The sequence below is a fragment of the Bacillus sp. AFS098217 genome (assembly GCF_002551815.1).
Lineage (GTDB): Bacteria > Bacillota > Bacilli > Bacillales > Bacillaceae_G > Bacillus_A.
The window spans coordinates 206526-224329 of the sequence record NZ_NVPR01000016.1; the positions used below are offsets into that span (position 1 = coordinate 206526).

A 17804-nucleotide genomic window follows, 5' to 3' on the forward strand; every position below is an offset into this window, starting at 1 on the left:
ATTTTGTTTAAAAGCTATGGTATAATATAAAAAACAAGACGGTTGAGCAGCCATGAGTAGGCTGCTTTCTTCTGTTTATTTAGCATTTTACAAGAAGTGTAAAAATAGAAGATAACGAGACCTGAATATAAGGAATGGTTTATAAATAAATCATTTTGTAAATGAAAGTTTTATTTAATTTTAGAACACGGGGTGAAGAAATGGCAAAACAAAAGCAAAGAGGGACGAAAGCAAAAGCAAGACGTACGATAAAGCCGACTTTGTATTACGAAATCGTCGGGTTGACTCTTTTTGCACTTTCAATCATTACAATTTTACAGCTAGGTGTTGTAGGAAAATCGTTTGTGTTATTTTTTCGCTTTTTCTTTGGTGAATGGTACATAATTGGCGTATTAGGTGTGATTGCTTTGTCAATTGCATTTGTGATAAAACGTGGATGGCCTAATCTTTTAAACAAACGGTTAATAGGTGTTTATTTAATTGTATCAGCGATATTAATGTTTAGTCATATCACATTATTCAACCTGCTTACAAAAGACGGAGCGGTAGAAAATACATCTGTAATTGTTAGTACAAAAGATTTATTCTTTCTAGAAATGAAAAAGAGTCCAAATACTGTCCATTTAGGTGGCGGCATGTTTGGAGCTCTTATGTTTGCGACATGTTATTTTTTATTTGACGAAGTAGGAGCCTATATTATTGGGATTATTTTAGTTGTTCTTGGTGTGCTCTGTATTACAAATAAACATATTGGAGAAGTACTTGCTCCGGTAGGAAGAATACTTAGAAGTCAGTTTCAAGTGATGCAAGGAGACTACAAAGATTGGAAATCTAAGCGTGCAGCTGAACAAACGGAAAAGAAAAAAACGTCAAGGCGTACGCGGAGTGAACGTCTTGATACCCAAGAAGAGATTGCCGATCCGGTAGAAGAAATAGAAATCGGACCGCCAATTATTTCAAACTTCACAGAGAATTACCCGGTAAGTGAGGAGCAGGATAAACGCAGTGAAGAAGAAAGACCAAACGATTTAATTACTTCGCCGCTTGTTGAAGAAGAAATTCCATCTCAACCACAAGAACAACCGAAAAAGAAACGCGGCGAAAAGATAGTTGAATCTTTAGAGGGGGAAACAAAGGCGCCTCCAATGCAATTTTCCAATGTGGAAAATAAAGATTATAAGCTTCCTTCTCTTGATATATTGAAATTTCCAAAGAATAAGCAAGTTACGAATGAAAATGCGGAAATTTATGAGAATGCTCGTAAATTGGAACGCACATTCCAAAGCTTTGGTGTGAAAGCGAAAGTAACAAAAGTACATAGAGGTCCTGCGGTTACGAAGTATGAAGTGTATCCGGATATGGGAGTGAAAGTAAGTAAAATTGTTAGTTTGAGTGATGATTTGGCACTGGCTTTAGCGGCCAAGGATATTCGAATTGAAGCACCAATTCCCGGGAAATCAGCAGTAGGAATTGAAGTTCCAAATTCAGAGGTTTCTATGGTGACGCTTAGAGAAGTACTTGATTCAAAAGCGAACAACCATCCAGAAGAAAAATTATTAATTGGTCTTGGACGTGATATTACTGGTGAAGCCGTGTTAGCACGTTTAAATAAGATGCCCCATCTATTAGTAGCTGGAGCGACTGGCAGTGGGAAAAGTGTATGTATTAATGGGATTATTGTTAGTATTTTAATGCGTGCAAAACCACATGAGGTAAAATTAATGATGATTGATCCGAAGATGGTAGAGTTAAATGTATATAATGGTGTTCCGCATTTATTAACACCTGTGGTAACAGATCCGAAAAAAGCCTCACAAGCATTGAAAAAAGTTGTGAGTGAAATGGAACGTCGGTATGAATTGTTCGCTCATAGTGGAACGCGTAATATTGAAGGGTATAATGAGTATATTAGACAGCATAATGACCAATCTGAAGCTAAGCAACCAGAACTTCCATACATTGTTGTAATTGTGGACGAGCTAGCTGATTTAATGATGGTTGCTTCTTCAGACGTAGAAGATGCAATTATGCGTTTAGCGCAGATGGCGCGTGCAGCTGGTATTCATTTAATTATCGCGACGCAACGTCCGTCAGTTGACGTTATTACAGGTGTTATTAAAGCGAATATTCCATCGCGTATTGCTTTTGCTGTATCTTCTCAAACAGACTCTCGTACAATCCTTGACGGTGGTGGCGCTGAGAAGTTACTAGGTCGTGGAGACATGCTATTTATACCTATCGGTGCATCGAAGCCAGTTCGTGTGCAAGGGGCGTTCTTATCAGATGATGAAGTAGAAAGAGTTGTAGAATATGTTATAGGGCAACAAAAAGCGCAATATCAAGAAGATATGATCCCGCAAGATGTCCCCGAAACAAAACAAGAAGTTGAAGATGAATTGTATGATGAAGCGGTTCAACTTGTTGTAGAAATGCAAACAGCCTCTGTTTCTATGTTGCAACGCAGATTTAGAGTAGGATATACACGTGCGGCGCGTCTAATTGATGCAATGGAGATGAATGGTGTAGTTGGACCTTATGAGGGTAGTAAACCGAGAGAAGTGTTGATTAAAGATATACAAGAAAAAAGTTCTTAATAAAAAAAGCCTAATTGTTTGCAATTAGGCTTTTTTATATGACGTTTTTGTTATATACTATAGTCGTCAGTAAAGAAAGGGCTTACATCTTGAGTGGTTCTTTAGAATACGAATGCTTTTAATATTGTTTTTGAAAACGTTCGATATTCGTTGTAGAAAAGTGTTGAATCATGTTGACACATATGGGAGCAAGTGGTAAGATTACTTCGAAAAGAATCACTGCCTCATATAATCTTGGAGATAAGGTCCATAAGTTTCTACCTGGCAACCATGAATTGCTAGACTATGAGGGGAAAAGTGTGTAACAAAGGATGTAAGAGGGATCTTTGTGCCGAACTTTTTCTCTATATGAGGAATGTTTGTGGTACAAAGTTTTTTTTATGAAATAAAGATAGAAAATTTCATCTTGAAAAATTATTAACATTTATTCGGCAAGTTTCATTTATTTTAGTATTGCAAAATTTAAACTGTGTGTAGGTTGAAAAGAGAGAAAAGAAGTCTTACATCAGAGGTCGAATAATTGAAATGCGGGGGAGTCTTATGTCAGTTAAATCCGATAGTCGACACTTATATTTACAGGTGATCGATCATATTAAAGAGAAGATCAAAAGCGGGGCATACAAAGAGAAACAAAAGTTGCCTTCAGAGTTTGATTTAGCGAAAGAACTCGGCGTAAGTAGAGCAACTTTACGTGAAGCATTGCGTATTTTAGAGGAAGAAAATGTTGTGATTCGTAGACATGGTGTGGGTACGTTTGTGAATGCGAAACCGTTATTTTCTTCAGGAATCGAACAGCTTTCTAGTATTACAGATATGATTTCCAGTGTGGGGAAAACACCGGGAACAGTCTTTTTATCATCATCTACTACGAGTTTAACAGAAGAGGAAAAAGAAAAGTTTAATAGTGAAGAAGATTTTGAAGCAGTGATGATTGAGCGTGTTCGTACAGCAGATGGGGAACCTGTTGTATATTGTATTGACAAATTGGCAAAAGAAATATTGCCTGATTTATCGGATTACAATGAGGAATCGCTGCTTACTGTAATACATAATAACACGCACAAACGCATTACATATGCGGTCGCTCATATTGAACCAATTGGTTATCATCCGAAAATATCGCCAATCTTACAATGTGAGCCAGAAACAGCACTGCTCGTTTTAAAGCAAATGCACTATGATCAAAATGATGAACCAATCTTATATTCTATTAATTATTTCAGAGCAGATAAATTTAGCTTCCACGTATTAAGAAAACGTATGTAATAAAGTTCCTTTTTAGGGAGGTGACAGCAAGAAGAAAGGGACAGCAGCGTATGAATAGATATATATATCATTTTAGGAGGGGTTTCTAGTATGAAGAAAAAAGCAGGTCTTTTATTATCATTAACGTTAGTAGCGAGTACAGTGTTAGGTGCATGTGGTAACTCGGATAAAGCAAGTGGAGATAAAAAAGATGACAAGAACATTAAAGTAGGTATGGTTACAGACGTTGGGGGCGTTGATGATAAATCATTTAACCAATCTTCTTGGGAAGGTTTACAAAAATTCGGTAAAGATAATGGGCTAAAAGAGAAGACGAACTATCGTTACCTTCAGTCTGAAAAAGAAGCAGATTATATTCCGAACTTAAAGAAATTTGCAAAAGATAAATATGATTTATCTTTTGGTATTGGTTATAAATTAGAAAAAGCAATTGAAGAGGTTGCGAAAGAAAATCCAAAACAACAGTTTGCAATTGTAGATACTGTAGTAAAACAACCGAACGTAACAAGTATTACATTTAAGGATCATGAAGGATCATTCCTTGTAGGTGCAGTAGCAGCGATGTCAACAAAAACAAATAAAGTTGGGTTTGTTGGTGGAATGAAGAGTGATTTAATTAGTAAGTTTGAGAATGGATTTAAAGCTGGTGCTAAAGCTGTTAACCCAAATATTGAGATTGTATCTGAATATGCAGAAGCGTTCGATAAGCCTGAAAAAGGTGCTGCACTTGCATCAGCAATGTACGGACAAGGAGTAGACGTAATTTATCATGCTGCTGGTGGTACTGGTAACGGCGTGTTTACTGAAGCGAAAAACCGTAAGAAGAAAGGTGAAAATGTTTGGGTAATCGGTGTTGACCGTGACCAAAATCAAGAAGGTATGCCTGAAAACGTAACGCTAACTTCTATGGTAAAACGCGTTGATGTTGCGGTTGAAAAAGTAGCACAAGAAGCAAAAGATGGTAAGTTAGAAGGCGGAAAAGTAGAAGCGTTTGGTTTGAAAGATGAAGGTGTTGGCATTGCGAAAACAACTGATAATGTGAAAAAAGTAAATCCGGAAATTTTACCAAAAGTAGAAGAGTTTGAAAAGAAAATTACTGCTGGTGAAATTAAGGTGCCTGCTACTGATAAAGAGTACAAAGAATACGAAGCTGCTCTTAAGAAATAATAGAGAAATAGCAAAGGTTAGTTCTTAGAACTAACCTTTGTATATATAAAATTACTTTTAATAGAGTGTAATTGGGGACTGTTCCCTGCTAAAAGGAGGAACAAAATGGAATACGTAATTGAGATGAATAATATTACAAAAGTATTCCCAGGCATTGTAGCGAACGATAATATTACGCTGCAAGTAAAACAGGGAGAAATACATGCTTTACTCGGAGAAAATGGTGCAGGGAAGTCAACGTTAATGAACGTTCTTTTTGGATTATATCAGCCAGAACAAGGAGAAATTAAAATTAAAGGGAAACCTGTAAAAATTACAAACCCTAATATTGCAAATGACTTCGGGATTGGTATGGTTCATCAACATTTCATGCTTGTTCATAATTTTACAGTAACAGAGAATATTATTCTTGGAAATGAACCGAAGAGAAAAGGGAAAATTGCTATTGATGAAGCTGCAAAAGAGATTCAACAATTATCAGAACAATATGGTTTAGCTGTAGATCCGAATGCGAAAATTGAAGATATTTCGGTTGGTATGCAGCAACGTGTTGAAATTTTAAAAACGCTGTATCGCGGAGCAGAAATTTTAATATTTGATGAACCGACGGCAGTATTAACTCCTCAAGAAATTCATGAGCTTATTCAAATTATGAAAAAGCTTGTGCAAGAAGGAAAATCTATCATTCTTATTACACATAAGTTAAAAGAAATTATGGAAGTTTGTGATCGTTGTACGATTATTCGTAAAGGAAAGGGAATCGGAACGGTTGACGTTGCAAATACAGATGAACATAAACTTGCAGAACTAATGGTCGGACGTCAAGTGAATTTTAAAACAGAAAAATTAGATGCCAAGCCTAAGGAAGATGTACTTTCTATTGCAAATCTTGTTGTTCATGATGCACGCCAATTACCTGCTGTAAAAGGCCTTGACTTAACTGTTCGTGCAGGAGAAATTGTCGGTATTGCAGGGATTGATGGGAATGGACAAAGTGAATTAATAGAGGCAATTACTGGTTTACGAAAAGTTGAGTCAGGTTCTATTGCAATTAATGGGAAAGAAATCACAAATTGGCCTGTTAGACGGATTACGGAAGAAGGAATCGGTCATATTCCAGAAGACCGTCATAAACATGGACTCGTTCTTGATTTTTCTGTTAGAGATAATATGGTTTTACAAACATATTATAAAAAACCATTTTCAAATAAGGGGATTTTAAATTTTAGTAAAATAAAGAAAAAAGCAAAAGAGCTGATTGAACAGTTTGATGTACGTACACCTAGCGAGCAAACATTAGCTCGTGCATTATCTGGTGGGAACCAGCAAAAGGCAATTATTGCACGTGAAGTAGATCGTGATCCTGATTTATTAATTGCAGCGCAGCCGACACGTGGTTTAGATGTAGGTGCGATCGAATTTATTCATAAGAAATTAATTGAACAGAGAGATAAGGGAAAAGCGGTGCTTCTTCTTTCTTTAGAACTCGATGAAATTTTAAATGTGAGTGACCGCGTTGCTGTTATTTATGAAGGGAAAATTGTTGCGATTGTTAATACAAAAGAGACAAATGAAAAACAATTAGGTCTTTTAATGGCTGGTGGAACAGGGGAAGAGAAGGTGAGTACAAATGGCTAAAAAGTTTTTAACGGAGCGAACGATTAATATTTTAGTTCCTATATTATCCGTTATATTTGGTTTGCTTGTTGGTGCCATTGTTATGTTAGTTAGTGGATATGATCCAATTGTTGGATATGGTGCACTTTGGACTGGTATGTTCGGAAGCCCTAGTGCAATTGGAGAGACACTTCGTACAATGATTCCGCTTATTCTAGCGGGGTTATCGGTAGCATTTGCGTTTCGTACCGGTTTATTTAATATCGGGGTAGAAGGACAATTGTTAGTTGGTTGGCTTGCTGCTGTTTGGTTTGGTTATGCAGTATCATTACCTGCCTTTCTTCATATTCCATTGTCTATTTTAGTGGCAGCTATAGCTGGTGGGCTATGGGGATTTATTCCAGGATATTTGAAAGGGAAATTTAAGGTTAATGAAGTTATTGTAACGATTATGATGAATTACATTGCACTATATGTTACATATGACATCATTAAACGCTTTTTACATGAAGGTAATGACAAAACATATGATATTCAGCCGAGTGCGTCATTAGCTTCAGATTGGTTAGCTTCTTTAACAGATGGTTCTCGCCTTCACTGGGGAATTGTTGTCGCAATTCTTGTTACGATTCTTATGTGGTTCTTATTAGATAGAACAACTTTAGGTTATGAATTGAAATCAGTTGGATTTAACCAACAAGCGTCTCAATATGCTGGTATGAAAGTGTCTCGTAATGTTGTGTTATCTATGACAATTGCGGGGGCATTTGCTGGCATTGGTGGCGCAATGGAAGGGCTCGGGACGTTCCAAAGTATGACAGCAATGGCTACGTTTACCGGAATTGGATTTGACGGGATTGCGGTAGCACTTCTTGGAGGGAATAATCCATTTGGTATTATACTTGCTGCATTATTATTTGGAGGTTTAAAAAGTGCAGCGCCGCAAATGAACTTTGAAGCGGATGTACCATCTGAATTAATTAATGTAATTATTGCATGTATTATTTTCTTTGTTGCTTGTAGTTATATTTTACGCTGGGCACTTACGCGCATGAGCAAGGAGGGGAAATAAATGAGCTTTCTAGATGTTTTAGCCATTCTTGTGACGGGTACGTTATACACGGCAGCACCTCTAATCTTTACAGCGTTAGGTGGCGTATTTAGTGAGCGTTCTGGTGTTGTAAATATCGCATTGGAAGGATTAATGTTATTTGGTGCATTTGTTGGTATTATTACAACGCTATTAATGGGGGATACTTGGGGGGCTATGACTCCTTGGATTGCACTTATATTTGCAGCAATTGGTAGCGGATTATTTGCACTTCTTCATGCAGTTGCATCGATTACATTCCGTGCGGATCAAGTTGTTAGTGGAGTAGCAATTAACTTTTTATCTCTTGGTTTAACTGTTTTTGCGATTAAGAAAATCTTTGGTAAAGGACAAACTGATTTTATTCACTACCGTATTGAAAAAATTGATGTTCCAGGACTTTCGGATATTCCGGTTATCGGAAAAATCTTTTTCTCAAATGTACCATTAACATCGTATATTGCCATTATTTTAGCATTTGTTGTTTGGTATATCATTTATAAAACACCGTTTGGTCTTCGTCTTCGTGCGGTTGGTGAACATCCAATGGCTGCAGATACAATGGGGATTAATGTATATAAAATGCGTTATATTGCTGTTTGTATTTCAGGGATGTTTGCTGGAGTGGGTGGTGCAGTCTTTGCACTGTCAATCTCAAACAACTTCTCAGGTGCAACGATTACGGGACAAGGTTTCTTAGCATTAGCTGCTATGATCTTTGGGAAATGGAACCCAATTGGTGCACTAGGAGCTGCTTTATTCTTTGGATTTGCACAATCACTAGGGGTAACTGGTGGTACAATCCCTGTATTAAAAGAAATTCCAAGTGTTTTTTTAGCGATATTACCATATGTGTTCACGATTTTAGCACTTGTCGGTTTTGTAGGACGGTCAGAAGCTCCAAAAGCACTTGGAACACCGTATGAAAAAGGAAAAAGGTAATCGTTTAAAAAGTATAGAAAAAGCTCGCACATTAGTGCGGGCTTTTTTACATAGAATATGCTTAATACAGAAATTTATTTTCTGCTTTTTAATGAAGAAATGATTAGAAGGAAAAGGATATAAAGATGATAAGAGAGAAAAGTTGATTTTGTATTTCTAAAAACTGTATATTGAAGAGGAATATTCCTACATACGTAAAGGAGGGCTATAAATGAAACTGATGGAACAGCAAATGCATGAATTAGGTGGTTTGCGAGTACATATTATTCCTACAGACAAATATAAAACAAATACATTTGTATTTCGCTTTAAAGCACCTTTAAATGAAGAAACGGTGACGGAGCGAGCTTTATTGCCATACGTCTTACAAAGTGCGACAGAAAAGTTACCATCCGTGATTCGTCTTCGCCAATATTTAGAGGAATTATATGGTTCTTCTTTAGCAGTGGATGTAAGTAAAAAGGGAGAAGATCACATTATCTCTATTTATGTGGATATCGCCAATGAAACGTATTTACAAGACGCGCCGCCCCTTTTTGAAAAGGCGCTTTCTATGTTGTCTGATATTGTGTTACATCCAGCGACGGAAGGGGATAGCTTTTTACACTCTATTGTAGAAAGTGAAAAGCGAGCACTCTTGCAACGGATTGAAGCAACATATGATGATAAAATGCGTTATGCTAACGAGCGATTAATAGAAGAAATGTGTAAAGTAGAGCTATATCGATTAAGTGCAAATGGGAAAAAAGAGAACGTTGCTTCTATTACAAATGAAAGCTTGTATCGGTATTATCAAAAAGTGTTAGCAGAAGATGAAATGGATCTTTATATTATTGGTGATATTTCAGAAAATGCGGTCGAGCTTGTTGGTAAATATTTTTCAATCTCGCCGCGTGCCCCAAAAGAAAAAAATGTCCTTCTTCATAAACGAAATAATGAAGAGAAAGAAATTGTTGAAAAACAAGAATTAAAGCAAAGTAAATTAAATATTGGATATCGTACGTATATTACGTACCGTGATGAAGACTATTTTGCATTGCAATTGTTTAACGGTTTATTTGGTGGATTCTCACACTCAAAATTATTTGTGAATGTTCGTGAAAAAAATAGTTTAGCGTATTATGCAGCATCACGATTTGAAAGTCATAAAGGTCTTCTCTTTGTTATGTCTGGAATTGAAGCGAAAAATTATGAAAAAGCGGTGGAGATTATAAAAGAGCAAATGAAGGCCATGCAAAGTGGTGATTTTTCAGAAGAAGAAATTTGTCAAACAAAAAGTGTTATTCAAAATCAAATTTTAGAGGCAGTTGATACACCGCGTGGTTTCGTGGAAATGCTTTATCATGGTGTGATTGCAGAACGTACGCGCCCAGTAGAGGAATGGTTAACTGGCATTGAGCGTGTTACGAAAGAAGAAATTGTAAAGGTTGCCAATGGCATTGAATTAGATACAATTTACTTTTTACACGGAACGGAGGGAGAATAGATGGAGAAAATAGTTTATGAACAATTAAAAGAAACGCTCTATTACGAAAAACTTCCTAATGGATTAAACGTATATATGTTGCCGAAACAAGGATTTAATAAAACGTTTGCGACATTTACAACAAAGTATGGTTCCATCGATAACACATTTGTTCCACTTGGAAAAGAAGAAATGACTCGGGTACCAGATGGGATCGCTCATTTCCTTGAACATAAATTATTTGAAAAAGAAGATCATGACGCATTTCAATTGTTTAGTAAACAAGGGGCATCTGCAAATGCTTTTACATCCTTTACGAGAACAGCTTATCTCTTTTCATGTACATCAAATGTAGAGCAAAATTTAAATACATTATTGAATTTTGTCCAAGAACCGTATTTTTCTGAAAAAACGGTTGAAAAAGAGAAAGGAATTATTGGTCAAGAAATTCAAATGTATCAAGATAATCCTGATTGGCGTTTATATTTTGGATTAATTGATAGTTTATTTGTCAAGCATCCAATTAAAATTGATATTGCGGGAACAATTGAGTCTATTAGTAAAATTACAAAAGACTTATTGTATGAGTGTTATGAAACATTTTACCATCCAAGCAATATGTTGTTATTTGTTGTTGGAGCTATCGATCCGGAAAAGACAATGGATTTAGTCCGTGAAAATCAGGCGAAAAAAGATTATAAAAATCAACCGGAGATTGTACGTTCATTTGAGAGTGAACCGGAAGAGGTAAATGAAAAGAAGAAAATTATTTCTATGCCTGTTCAAACACCGAAATGTTTAGTCGGTATAAAGGCGACAGGGCTCAAAGAAAAAGGGCAAGAACTTTTAAAACAAGAGATTGCGATTACATTACTTTTAGATTATTTATTTGGGAAAGGGTCAGCTCATTATGAGTCTTTATATAATGAAGGACTCATTGATGATACATTCTCTTATGATTATACAGAAGAAAGTAACTTTGGTTTTGCGATGGTTGGTGGCGATACGAAGCAGCCTGATGAGTTAGCAGATCGTTTGAAAAGCATTTTATTACAGACCAATTATGATGAGTTAGATGCAAAGGCGCTAGAGCGCGTAAAGAAAAAGAAAATTGGGGGCTTTTTACGATCACTTAACTCGCCTGAATATATTGCAAATCAATTTACACGATATGCATTTAATGAATCCAGCTTGTTTGATGCTCTTTCTGTTTTAGAAGATTTAACTATTCAAGATTTACAAGAAGCAGCAAAAGTATTTTTATCTGAAGAAAGAATGAGTATTTGCCAAGTCTTGCCGAAACAATAAAGGGGAACTTTAATAAGGGAACTGCTTGGTGTTCAGGGGATTTACAGCCATTTTATCCCTCATCTAACTTTTTAGCTATTGCTAAATCGTAAGATGGGGGTATTATTTGTTTGGGGATGTATGAAAGAATGTGTAATTTGAAAAAGTCTCTTTATAGATGAAAGGATAAGAGAGGAAAAGTATGAAAAAATTTGCGTTAGTGACTGGAGGAAGCGGAGGAATTGGCTCTGCAATTTCAAAACAGTTAAATGAAGATGGTTATACAGTATATGTGCATTATAACAAAGGTGAAGAAAAGGTAAGAGAACTAGAAAACCAATTTGATGAAATGATTCCCGTTCAAGCAAATTTAGCAGCTGCAGATGGACCGGAAAAATTGTGGGCACAAATTCATCATCCAATTGATGTAATTGTATATGCGGCTGGAAAAAGTATATTTGGTTTAGTGACAGATGTTACAAATGAACAGTTAAATGAAATGGTGGAATTACAGGTGAAAAGCGTATATAAACTACTGTCGCTTGCAATTCCATCAATGATTCACCGCAGAAGTGGAAACGTTGTTATTATTTCATCGATTTGGGGACAAATGGGTGCGTCTTGTGAAGTGTTGTATTCAATGGTAAAAGGTGCGCAAAATTCGTATACAAAAGCATTGGCTAAAGAAGTGGCTTTAAGTGGGATTCGTGTCAATGCAGTGGCACCAGGAGCAATCGAGACAGAAATGCTAAGTGTATTTTCAGAGGAAGATAAGAATGGGATGGCAGAAGAGATTCCAACTGGGAGAATTGGATGTCCAGAGGAAGTAGCAAAAACAGTTTCTTTCCTTGTATCACCAGGGGCTTCGTATATAACGGGGCAAATTATTGGAGTAAACGGTGGATGGCATTGTTAAAATGCAAAATACATACATAAAAAACATGGAATTGTACAAATTAAGCATGATTCTATTACTTAATAGTGAGGTGCTTAAATATGTCAGTATTAGAAAACTTTGATCAGTGGAAAAGCTTTTTAGGAGAGCGTTTAGAGCAGGCGCAAGGAAAGGGTCTTGATGGGGGAGCTGTTTCAGATATGGCATTCCGCGTTGGTGACTATCTGGCGAATGAAGTAGAAGCACGTAATGATCAAGAAAAACTATTAGCTGGGCTTTGGAAAGTTGCTGACGAACAAGAGCAACATACAATCGCGAATTTAATGGTGAAGTTTGTACAACATAAGTAAAAAAAGAGAGGAGAATATCCTCTCTTTTTTTTTAGTATTGAAAATACCTTGATTTGGTTGTACATTTAGCTTCCCTATTAACGTGAAATCATATAATATAGTACGTAGGTGTAAAGTAAGCAAGGGGAGTGATCTTGAATGATTGAATGGTATTTTGAATATGAAATACATAAAAACCGACCTGGCTTGCTTGGTGACGTTTCTTCGTTAATCGGTATGCTTGGCATTAATATCGTCACAATTAATGGTGTAGATAATGCTCGGCGTGGACTTTTGCTTATGTGTGATAATCAAGAGCAAATCTCTAGACTTGAATCAATTTTAAATACGATGGATAATATAACGGTAACGAAATATCGTCCGCCAAAGCTTCGGGACAGGCTAGCAGTTAGGCACGGCAGGTACATACAACGGGACGCAGATGATAAGAAAACATTCCGATTTGTACGTGATGAATTAGGATTACTCGTTGATTTTATGGCAGAATTAATGAAAAAAGAGGGTCATAAGCTCATCGGGATACGAGGGATGCCTCGCGTTGGAAAAACGGAATCTATTGTCGCCGCAAGTGTTTGTGCAAATAAGCGTTGGCTGTTTGTATCATCAACCCTCATTAAACAAACTGTACGCAGTCAACTGATTGAAGATGAGTATAGCGACGATAATATTTTTATATTAGATGGAATTGTTTCAACAAAGCGTGCAAATGAAAGACATTGGCAGCTTGTGCGTGAAATCATGAGATTACCTGCAACCAAGGTTGTGGAACATCCGGATGTATTTGTGAGTCAATCAGAATATACACTTGATGATTTTGATTATATTATTGAATTGCGTAACGATTATGATGAAGAAATTCAATATAATTTAGTAGATGAAATTGAGCAAGGAACGCAAAATAATTTCTCTATGTTTGACTTTTAAAGAAATATTGAGGTGTTAGCAGTGACGGAATTAGGACAAAAGCTGAAGGAAGCAAGAGAAGCGAAAGGCTTGTCTATCGATCAGCTACATGAGATTACAAAAATTCAAAAGCGTTATTTAGCGACAATTGAAGAGGGCAATTATAGCATGTTGCCAGGTGCGTTTTATGCACGTGCGTTTATTAAACAATATGCAGATGCTGTTGGATTAAACGGAGAGGAATTGCTTGTAGAGTATCAAAGTACAATACCGCAATCTGAATCTCATGATGTACCACAAGTATCAACAGGTCAAAAAACGCAGGAAACAATGCAAAAAGCTACATCGCTTCCATTCGCAGATCATATGCCGAAAATTTTAATTGCATTATTGGTAATTGCATTAGGAGTAGCGGTTTGGTTTATTTTTCAATGGTTAACTGCAAAAGATGCTGGATCAGTAACGCAAAATAAGAGTGAACAAATTGAAGTGCAAAAAGCGAAGGGTTCGCCGTTAGATGAAAAGAAAGAAGAGAAAAAAACGGAAGAACCTAAAAAAGAAGAACCAAAGAAAGATGAGCAAAAAGCACAGCAACCACCAGCAGGACAAGATGAAATAAAATTGGTAGGGACAAGTGGAAAAGTATCTACATATGAAATGAACAATAAAGAGTTACAATTGGAACTTTCAGCAAAGGGAACAAGTTATGTAGATATTAAAGATGAAAATGGTAATGAACTTTATAATGCTACGTTAGAAGCAGGGCAAACAGTACCACAAAACTTAACTGCTCAAAAAGAAGTACGGCTTAATATCGGTAATGCGCCTAATATTGAAATTAAAGTAAATGGTAAAGTTATCAACTATGGTATAAGTACCGAAGAGGCAATGCACCAAAGAATGGTGATTAAAAACTTAGGGGCAGGGCAACCTGCACAATAACAGTCATCGCTTCGATGACTTTTTTCAATGAACAAATGTTTTTGACATGATGGAGGAATAGCTGTGAATTTACCAAACAAAATTACAATATCTCGAATCTGCTTAATTCCAATTTTTCTAGTGATTATGCTGGCTCCTTTTGATTGGGGTGCATATACAATTGGGAATGTAGATTTACCAATTCAACATTTAGTAGGAGCGCTTATTTTTATTGTTGCTTCAGCTACGGATTGGATTGATGGGCATTATGCAAGAAAGTATAATCTTGTAACAAATTTAGGGAAGTTTCTTGATCCATTAGCAGATAAGCTACTTGTTTCAGCAGCTCTTATTACATTGGTTGAAATGCAATATGTACCAGCGTGGATTGTTATTGTAATCATTAGTCGTGAATTTGCTGTAACAGGCTTACGTCTTGTGCTAGCTGGAACTGGAGAAGTTGTTGCGGCTAACATGCTAGGGAAAATTAAGACATGGACACAAATTATTGCAATTTCAGCATATTTATTACACGATGTACCATTAAACTTAATCCATATTCCGGTTGCGGATATTTTCATATGGATTGCACTAATCTTTACAGTTATTTCTGGCTGGGACTACTTCTGGAAAAATAGAGCTGCTTTTGTAAACTCAAAATAGCAGTTTATGGGGGAATCGGAATGAATGCCGAAATTATTGCGGTTGGAACAGAATTGTTACTCGGGCAAATTACAAATACAAATGCGAAGTTTTTATCTGAAAAATTGGCTTCCATTGGGATTAATGTGTATTATCATACTGTGGTAGGGGATAATAACCATCGTTTACAAGAGGCAATTCAAATTGCTGAGAAGCGTGCAGATATACTCATTTTTACAGGTGGGCTTGGGCCGACAAAAGATGATTTAACAAAAGAAACAATTGCGTCTGTTATTGGTGAAGAACTTGTTTATGACGAAATTGCTTTAACGTCCATTAGTGAGTATTATAAGCGTACTGGCCGTGAGTTTACAGAGAATAATAAGAAACAAGCACTTGTTTTAAATGGCTCGGCAGTATTTGCAAATGATCACGGTATGGCGCCAGGAATGGGATTAAATAAAAATGAAAAAGTTTATATTTTATTACCAGGTCCACCGAAGGAAATGCAACCAATGTATACGAACTACGTAGACCCATTTTTACGTAACTTTACAACTGGAGAGAGCATTTATTCTCGTGTTCTTCGCTTTTTTGGCATTGGCGAATCCCAACTAGAAGTGAAAGTACAAGATTTAATTGATAGACAAACGAACCCGACAATTGCGCCGCTTGCTTCTGATGGAGAGGTGACGCTTCGTTTAACAGCAAAGCATCACGATGTGAAGCATGCAGAAATGTTAATTCAACACGTGGAAAGCTTGATTTTAGAAAGAGTAGGAGAATTTTTCTACGGATATAACCAAGATTTTCTTCATTATAAAGCAATTGATTTATTGAAGAAGAAAGGTTTTACTTTAGCTTGTGCCGAAAGTTTAACGGGTGGTCTTTTTGGGAATCAAGTAACAGAAAATGCTGGTGTGTCTTCTATTTTTAAAGGCGGTGTCATTTGCTATCAGAATGACGTAAAGCAGCACATATTGCACGTACCTGAAGAAACATTACAAACAGCTGGGGCAGTTAGTGAAGAGTGTGCACGTTTTCTTGCTGAAAATGTTAAAACACTTTTAAAAGCGGATATCGGGATTAGTTTCACTGGAGTAGCAGGACCGGAAGCTTCAGAAAATAAAGAACCGGGTACTGTATTTGTTGGGCTAGCAATTAAGGATGAGCCGACAGCGGTCTTTCCTCTTACTTTAAGTGGAAGTCGTCAACAAATTAGAGAACGGTCTGTGAAATATGGATTTTATCATTTGTATAAAAAACTAGAAGAGATGTGAGTTTCTTCTAGTTTTTTTATGGTAAAAAATAGGTATTTTCAATTTGGAAATAAAAAAATCGAATAAATGTTCGATTTTTGTTGGCAAATTGAAATGAAAATAGGTATAATAAGATTAGCAATTCAGTTAAGGAGGAATTTGAATGAGTGATCGTCAAGCGGCATTAGATATGGCGTTAAAACAAATAGAGAAGCAATTCGGTAAAGGTTCAATTATGAAGTTAGGAGAACAGGCAGAACGTAGAATTTCAACGGTGCCAAGTGGTTCGTTAGCACTTGATGTAGCGCTTGGAGTTGGTGGTTATCCACGCGGTCGTATTATCGAAATCTATGGACCTGAAAGTTCAGGTAAAACAACAGTTTCATTACATGCGATTGCGGAAGTACAACGTCAAGGTGGACAAGCAGCATTTATTGATGCAGAGCATGCGATGGATCCTGTATATGCACAGAAGTTAGGTGTTAATATTGATGAGTTACTATTATCACAGCCTGATACAGGGGAACAAGGACTAGAAATCGCAGAGGCATTAGTTCGAAGTGGTGCAATTGATATTATCGTAATTGACTCTGTAGCAGCTCTTGTACCAAAAGCGGAAATTGAAGGGGAGATGGGTGACTCTCACGTTGGTTTACAAGCGCGTTTAATGTCACAAGCACTTCGTAAGCTTTCTGGTGCAATTAATAAATCGAAAACAATTGCAATCTTTATTAACCAAATTCGTGAAAAAGTTGGGGTTATGTTCGGGAACCCAGAAACAACTCCAGGTGGTCGTGCGTTGAAGTTCTATTCAACAGTTCGTCTTGAGGTACGTCGTGCTGAGCAATTAAAGCAAGGCAATGATATTGTTGGTAACAAAACAAAAATAAAAGTAGTAAAAAATAAAGTGGCACCTCCTTTCCGTGTTGCTGAAGTTGATATTATGTACGGAGAAGGAATTTCAAGAGAAGGCGAAATTTTAGATATGGCTTCTGAACTTGATATCGTTCAAAAAAGTGGTGCTTGGTATTCTTATAATGAAGAACGTTTAGGACAAGGGCGCGAAAATGCAAAACAATTCTTAAAAGAAAATCCAGAATTAAGAGATGAAATTGCATTCTTTATTCGTGAACATCATGGAATTGGTGAAGATTCTGCTTCTGAAAGCATGGAAGAGGGAACTCTTCTTGAAAAATAAAAGACACGATTTCGTGTCTTTTATTTTTTTCAGTTATTGTAGGCAGCAAGATCTTTGCTGATGGAGTTTTCGCCTTATCCTACTAAAATAGTATGAAGATGGATTTCTATACGTTTTTAAGCGTATTAGATGGGTTCTAGTATAGCTTGCCATGATAATATGGTACCCGCTTTTCTTTTTAGGGGAAGATTCATAGGGCAAAGGGAAA

Annotated in this window: 15 protein-coding genes and 1 riboswitch; all 15 genes read left to right on the top strand. The window is 36.6% G+C overall.

Features of this window, described 5'->3' with window-relative positions; translation table 11 throughout:
• Positions 1-200 precede the first annotated feature (200 nt).
• Positions 201-2594 (top strand): DNA translocase FtsK, encoded by a 2394-nt coding sequence (locus tag COO03_RS03955; RefSeq protein ID WP_097895269.1) that lies wholly within the window; start codon positions 201-203, stop codon positions 2592-2594.
• Positions 2595-2798: 204 nt separating this feature from the next.
• A riboswitch (purine riboswitch) is annotated at positions 2799-2900 on the top strand.
• 234 nt (positions 2901-3134) lie between these two features.
• The gene (locus COO03_RS03960; RefSeq protein ID WP_097895270.1) at positions 3135-3860 is read left to right on the top strand and encodes a GntR family transcriptional regulator; all 726 of its coding nucleotides are present in this window, start codon (positions 3135-3137) and stop codon (positions 3858-3860) included.
• 90 nt (positions 3861-3950) lie between these two features.
• A complete protein-coding gene (locus COO03_RS03965) occupies positions 3951-5027 on the top strand; it encodes a BMP family lipoprotein (RefSeq protein WP_097895272.1) in 1077 nt (358 codons plus the stop codon).
• 105 nt (positions 5028-5132) lie between these two features.
• A complete protein-coding gene (locus COO03_RS03970; RefSeq protein WP_097895274.1) occupies positions 5133-6665 on the top strand; it encodes an ABC transporter ATP-binding protein in 1533 nt (510 codons plus the stop codon).
• Positions 6658-7716 carry an ABC transporter permease gene (locus tag COO03_RS03975; protein WP_097895276.1) on the top strand — a complete coding sequence of 353 codons (1059 nt, stop codon included), beginning with the start codon at positions 6658-6660 and terminating at the stop codon, positions 7714-7716. The genes COO03_RS03970 and COO03_RS03975 overlap by 8 nt, the downstream gene beginning before the upstream one ends.
• The gene (locus COO03_RS03980; protein ID WP_097895278.1) at positions 7717-8676 is read left to right on the top strand and encodes an ABC transporter permease; all 960 of its coding nucleotides are present in this window, start codon (positions 7717-7719) and stop codon (positions 8674-8676) included.
• 211 nt (positions 8677-8887) lie between these two features.
• Entirely contained in the window at positions 8888-10162 is a 1275-nt protein-coding gene (yfmF, locus tag COO03_RS03985) for an EF-P 5-aminopentanol modification-associated protein YfmF (RefSeq protein WP_097895280.1), read from the top strand.
• Complete coding sequence (yfmH, locus tag COO03_RS03990) at positions 10163-11449, top strand: EF-P 5-aminopentanol modification-associated protein YfmH (protein ID WP_097895282.1); 1287 nt, start codon at positions 10163-10165, stop codon at positions 11447-11449.
• Positions 11450-11630: 181 nt separating this feature from the next.
• Positions 11631-12344, top strand: coding sequence for an elongation factor P 5-aminopentanone reductase (ymfI, locus tag COO03_RS03995; protein ID WP_097895283.1), 714 nt, complete (start codon positions 11631-11633; stop codon positions 12342-12344).
• An 80-nt stretch (positions 12345-12424) separates the two neighbouring features.
• On the top strand, positions 12425-12673 hold the full coding sequence (locus tag COO03_RS04000; protein ID WP_097895285.1) for a DUF3243 domain-containing protein: 249 nt from the start codon (positions 12425-12427) through the stop codon (positions 12671-12673).
• A 138-nt stretch (positions 12674-12811) separates the two neighbouring features.
• A complete protein-coding gene (locus COO03_RS04005; RefSeq protein WP_012094875.1) occupies positions 12812-13597 on the top strand; it encodes a DUF3388 domain-containing protein in 786 nt (261 codons plus the stop codon).
• A 21-nt stretch (positions 13598-13618) separates the two neighbouring features.
• A complete protein-coding gene (locus COO03_RS04010; protein ID WP_097895286.1) occupies positions 13619-14518 on the top strand; it encodes a helix-turn-helix domain-containing protein in 900 nt (299 codons plus the stop codon).
• A 63-nt stretch (positions 14519-14581) separates the two neighbouring features.
• Positions 14582-15160 carry a CDP-diacylglycerol--glycerol-3-phosphate 3-phosphatidyltransferase gene (gene pgsA / locus COO03_RS04015; protein WP_097895288.1) on the top strand — a complete coding sequence of 193 codons (579 nt, stop codon included), beginning with the start codon at positions 14582-14584 and terminating at the stop codon, positions 15158-15160.
• A 20-nt stretch (positions 15161-15180) separates the two neighbouring features.
• Positions 15181-16419 (top strand): competence/damage-inducible protein A, encoded by a 1239-nt coding sequence (locus COO03_RS04020; protein ID WP_097895290.1) that lies wholly within the window; start codon positions 15181-15183, stop codon positions 16417-16419.
• A 142-nt stretch (positions 16420-16561) separates the two neighbouring features.
• Positions 16562-17596: a recombinase RecA gene (gene recA / locus COO03_RS04025; RefSeq protein WP_097895292.1), complete on the top strand. Its 1035-nt coding sequence runs from the start codon at positions 16562-16564 to the stop codon at positions 17594-17596.
• The last annotated feature ends 208 nt before the right edge of the window (positions 17597-17804 follow it).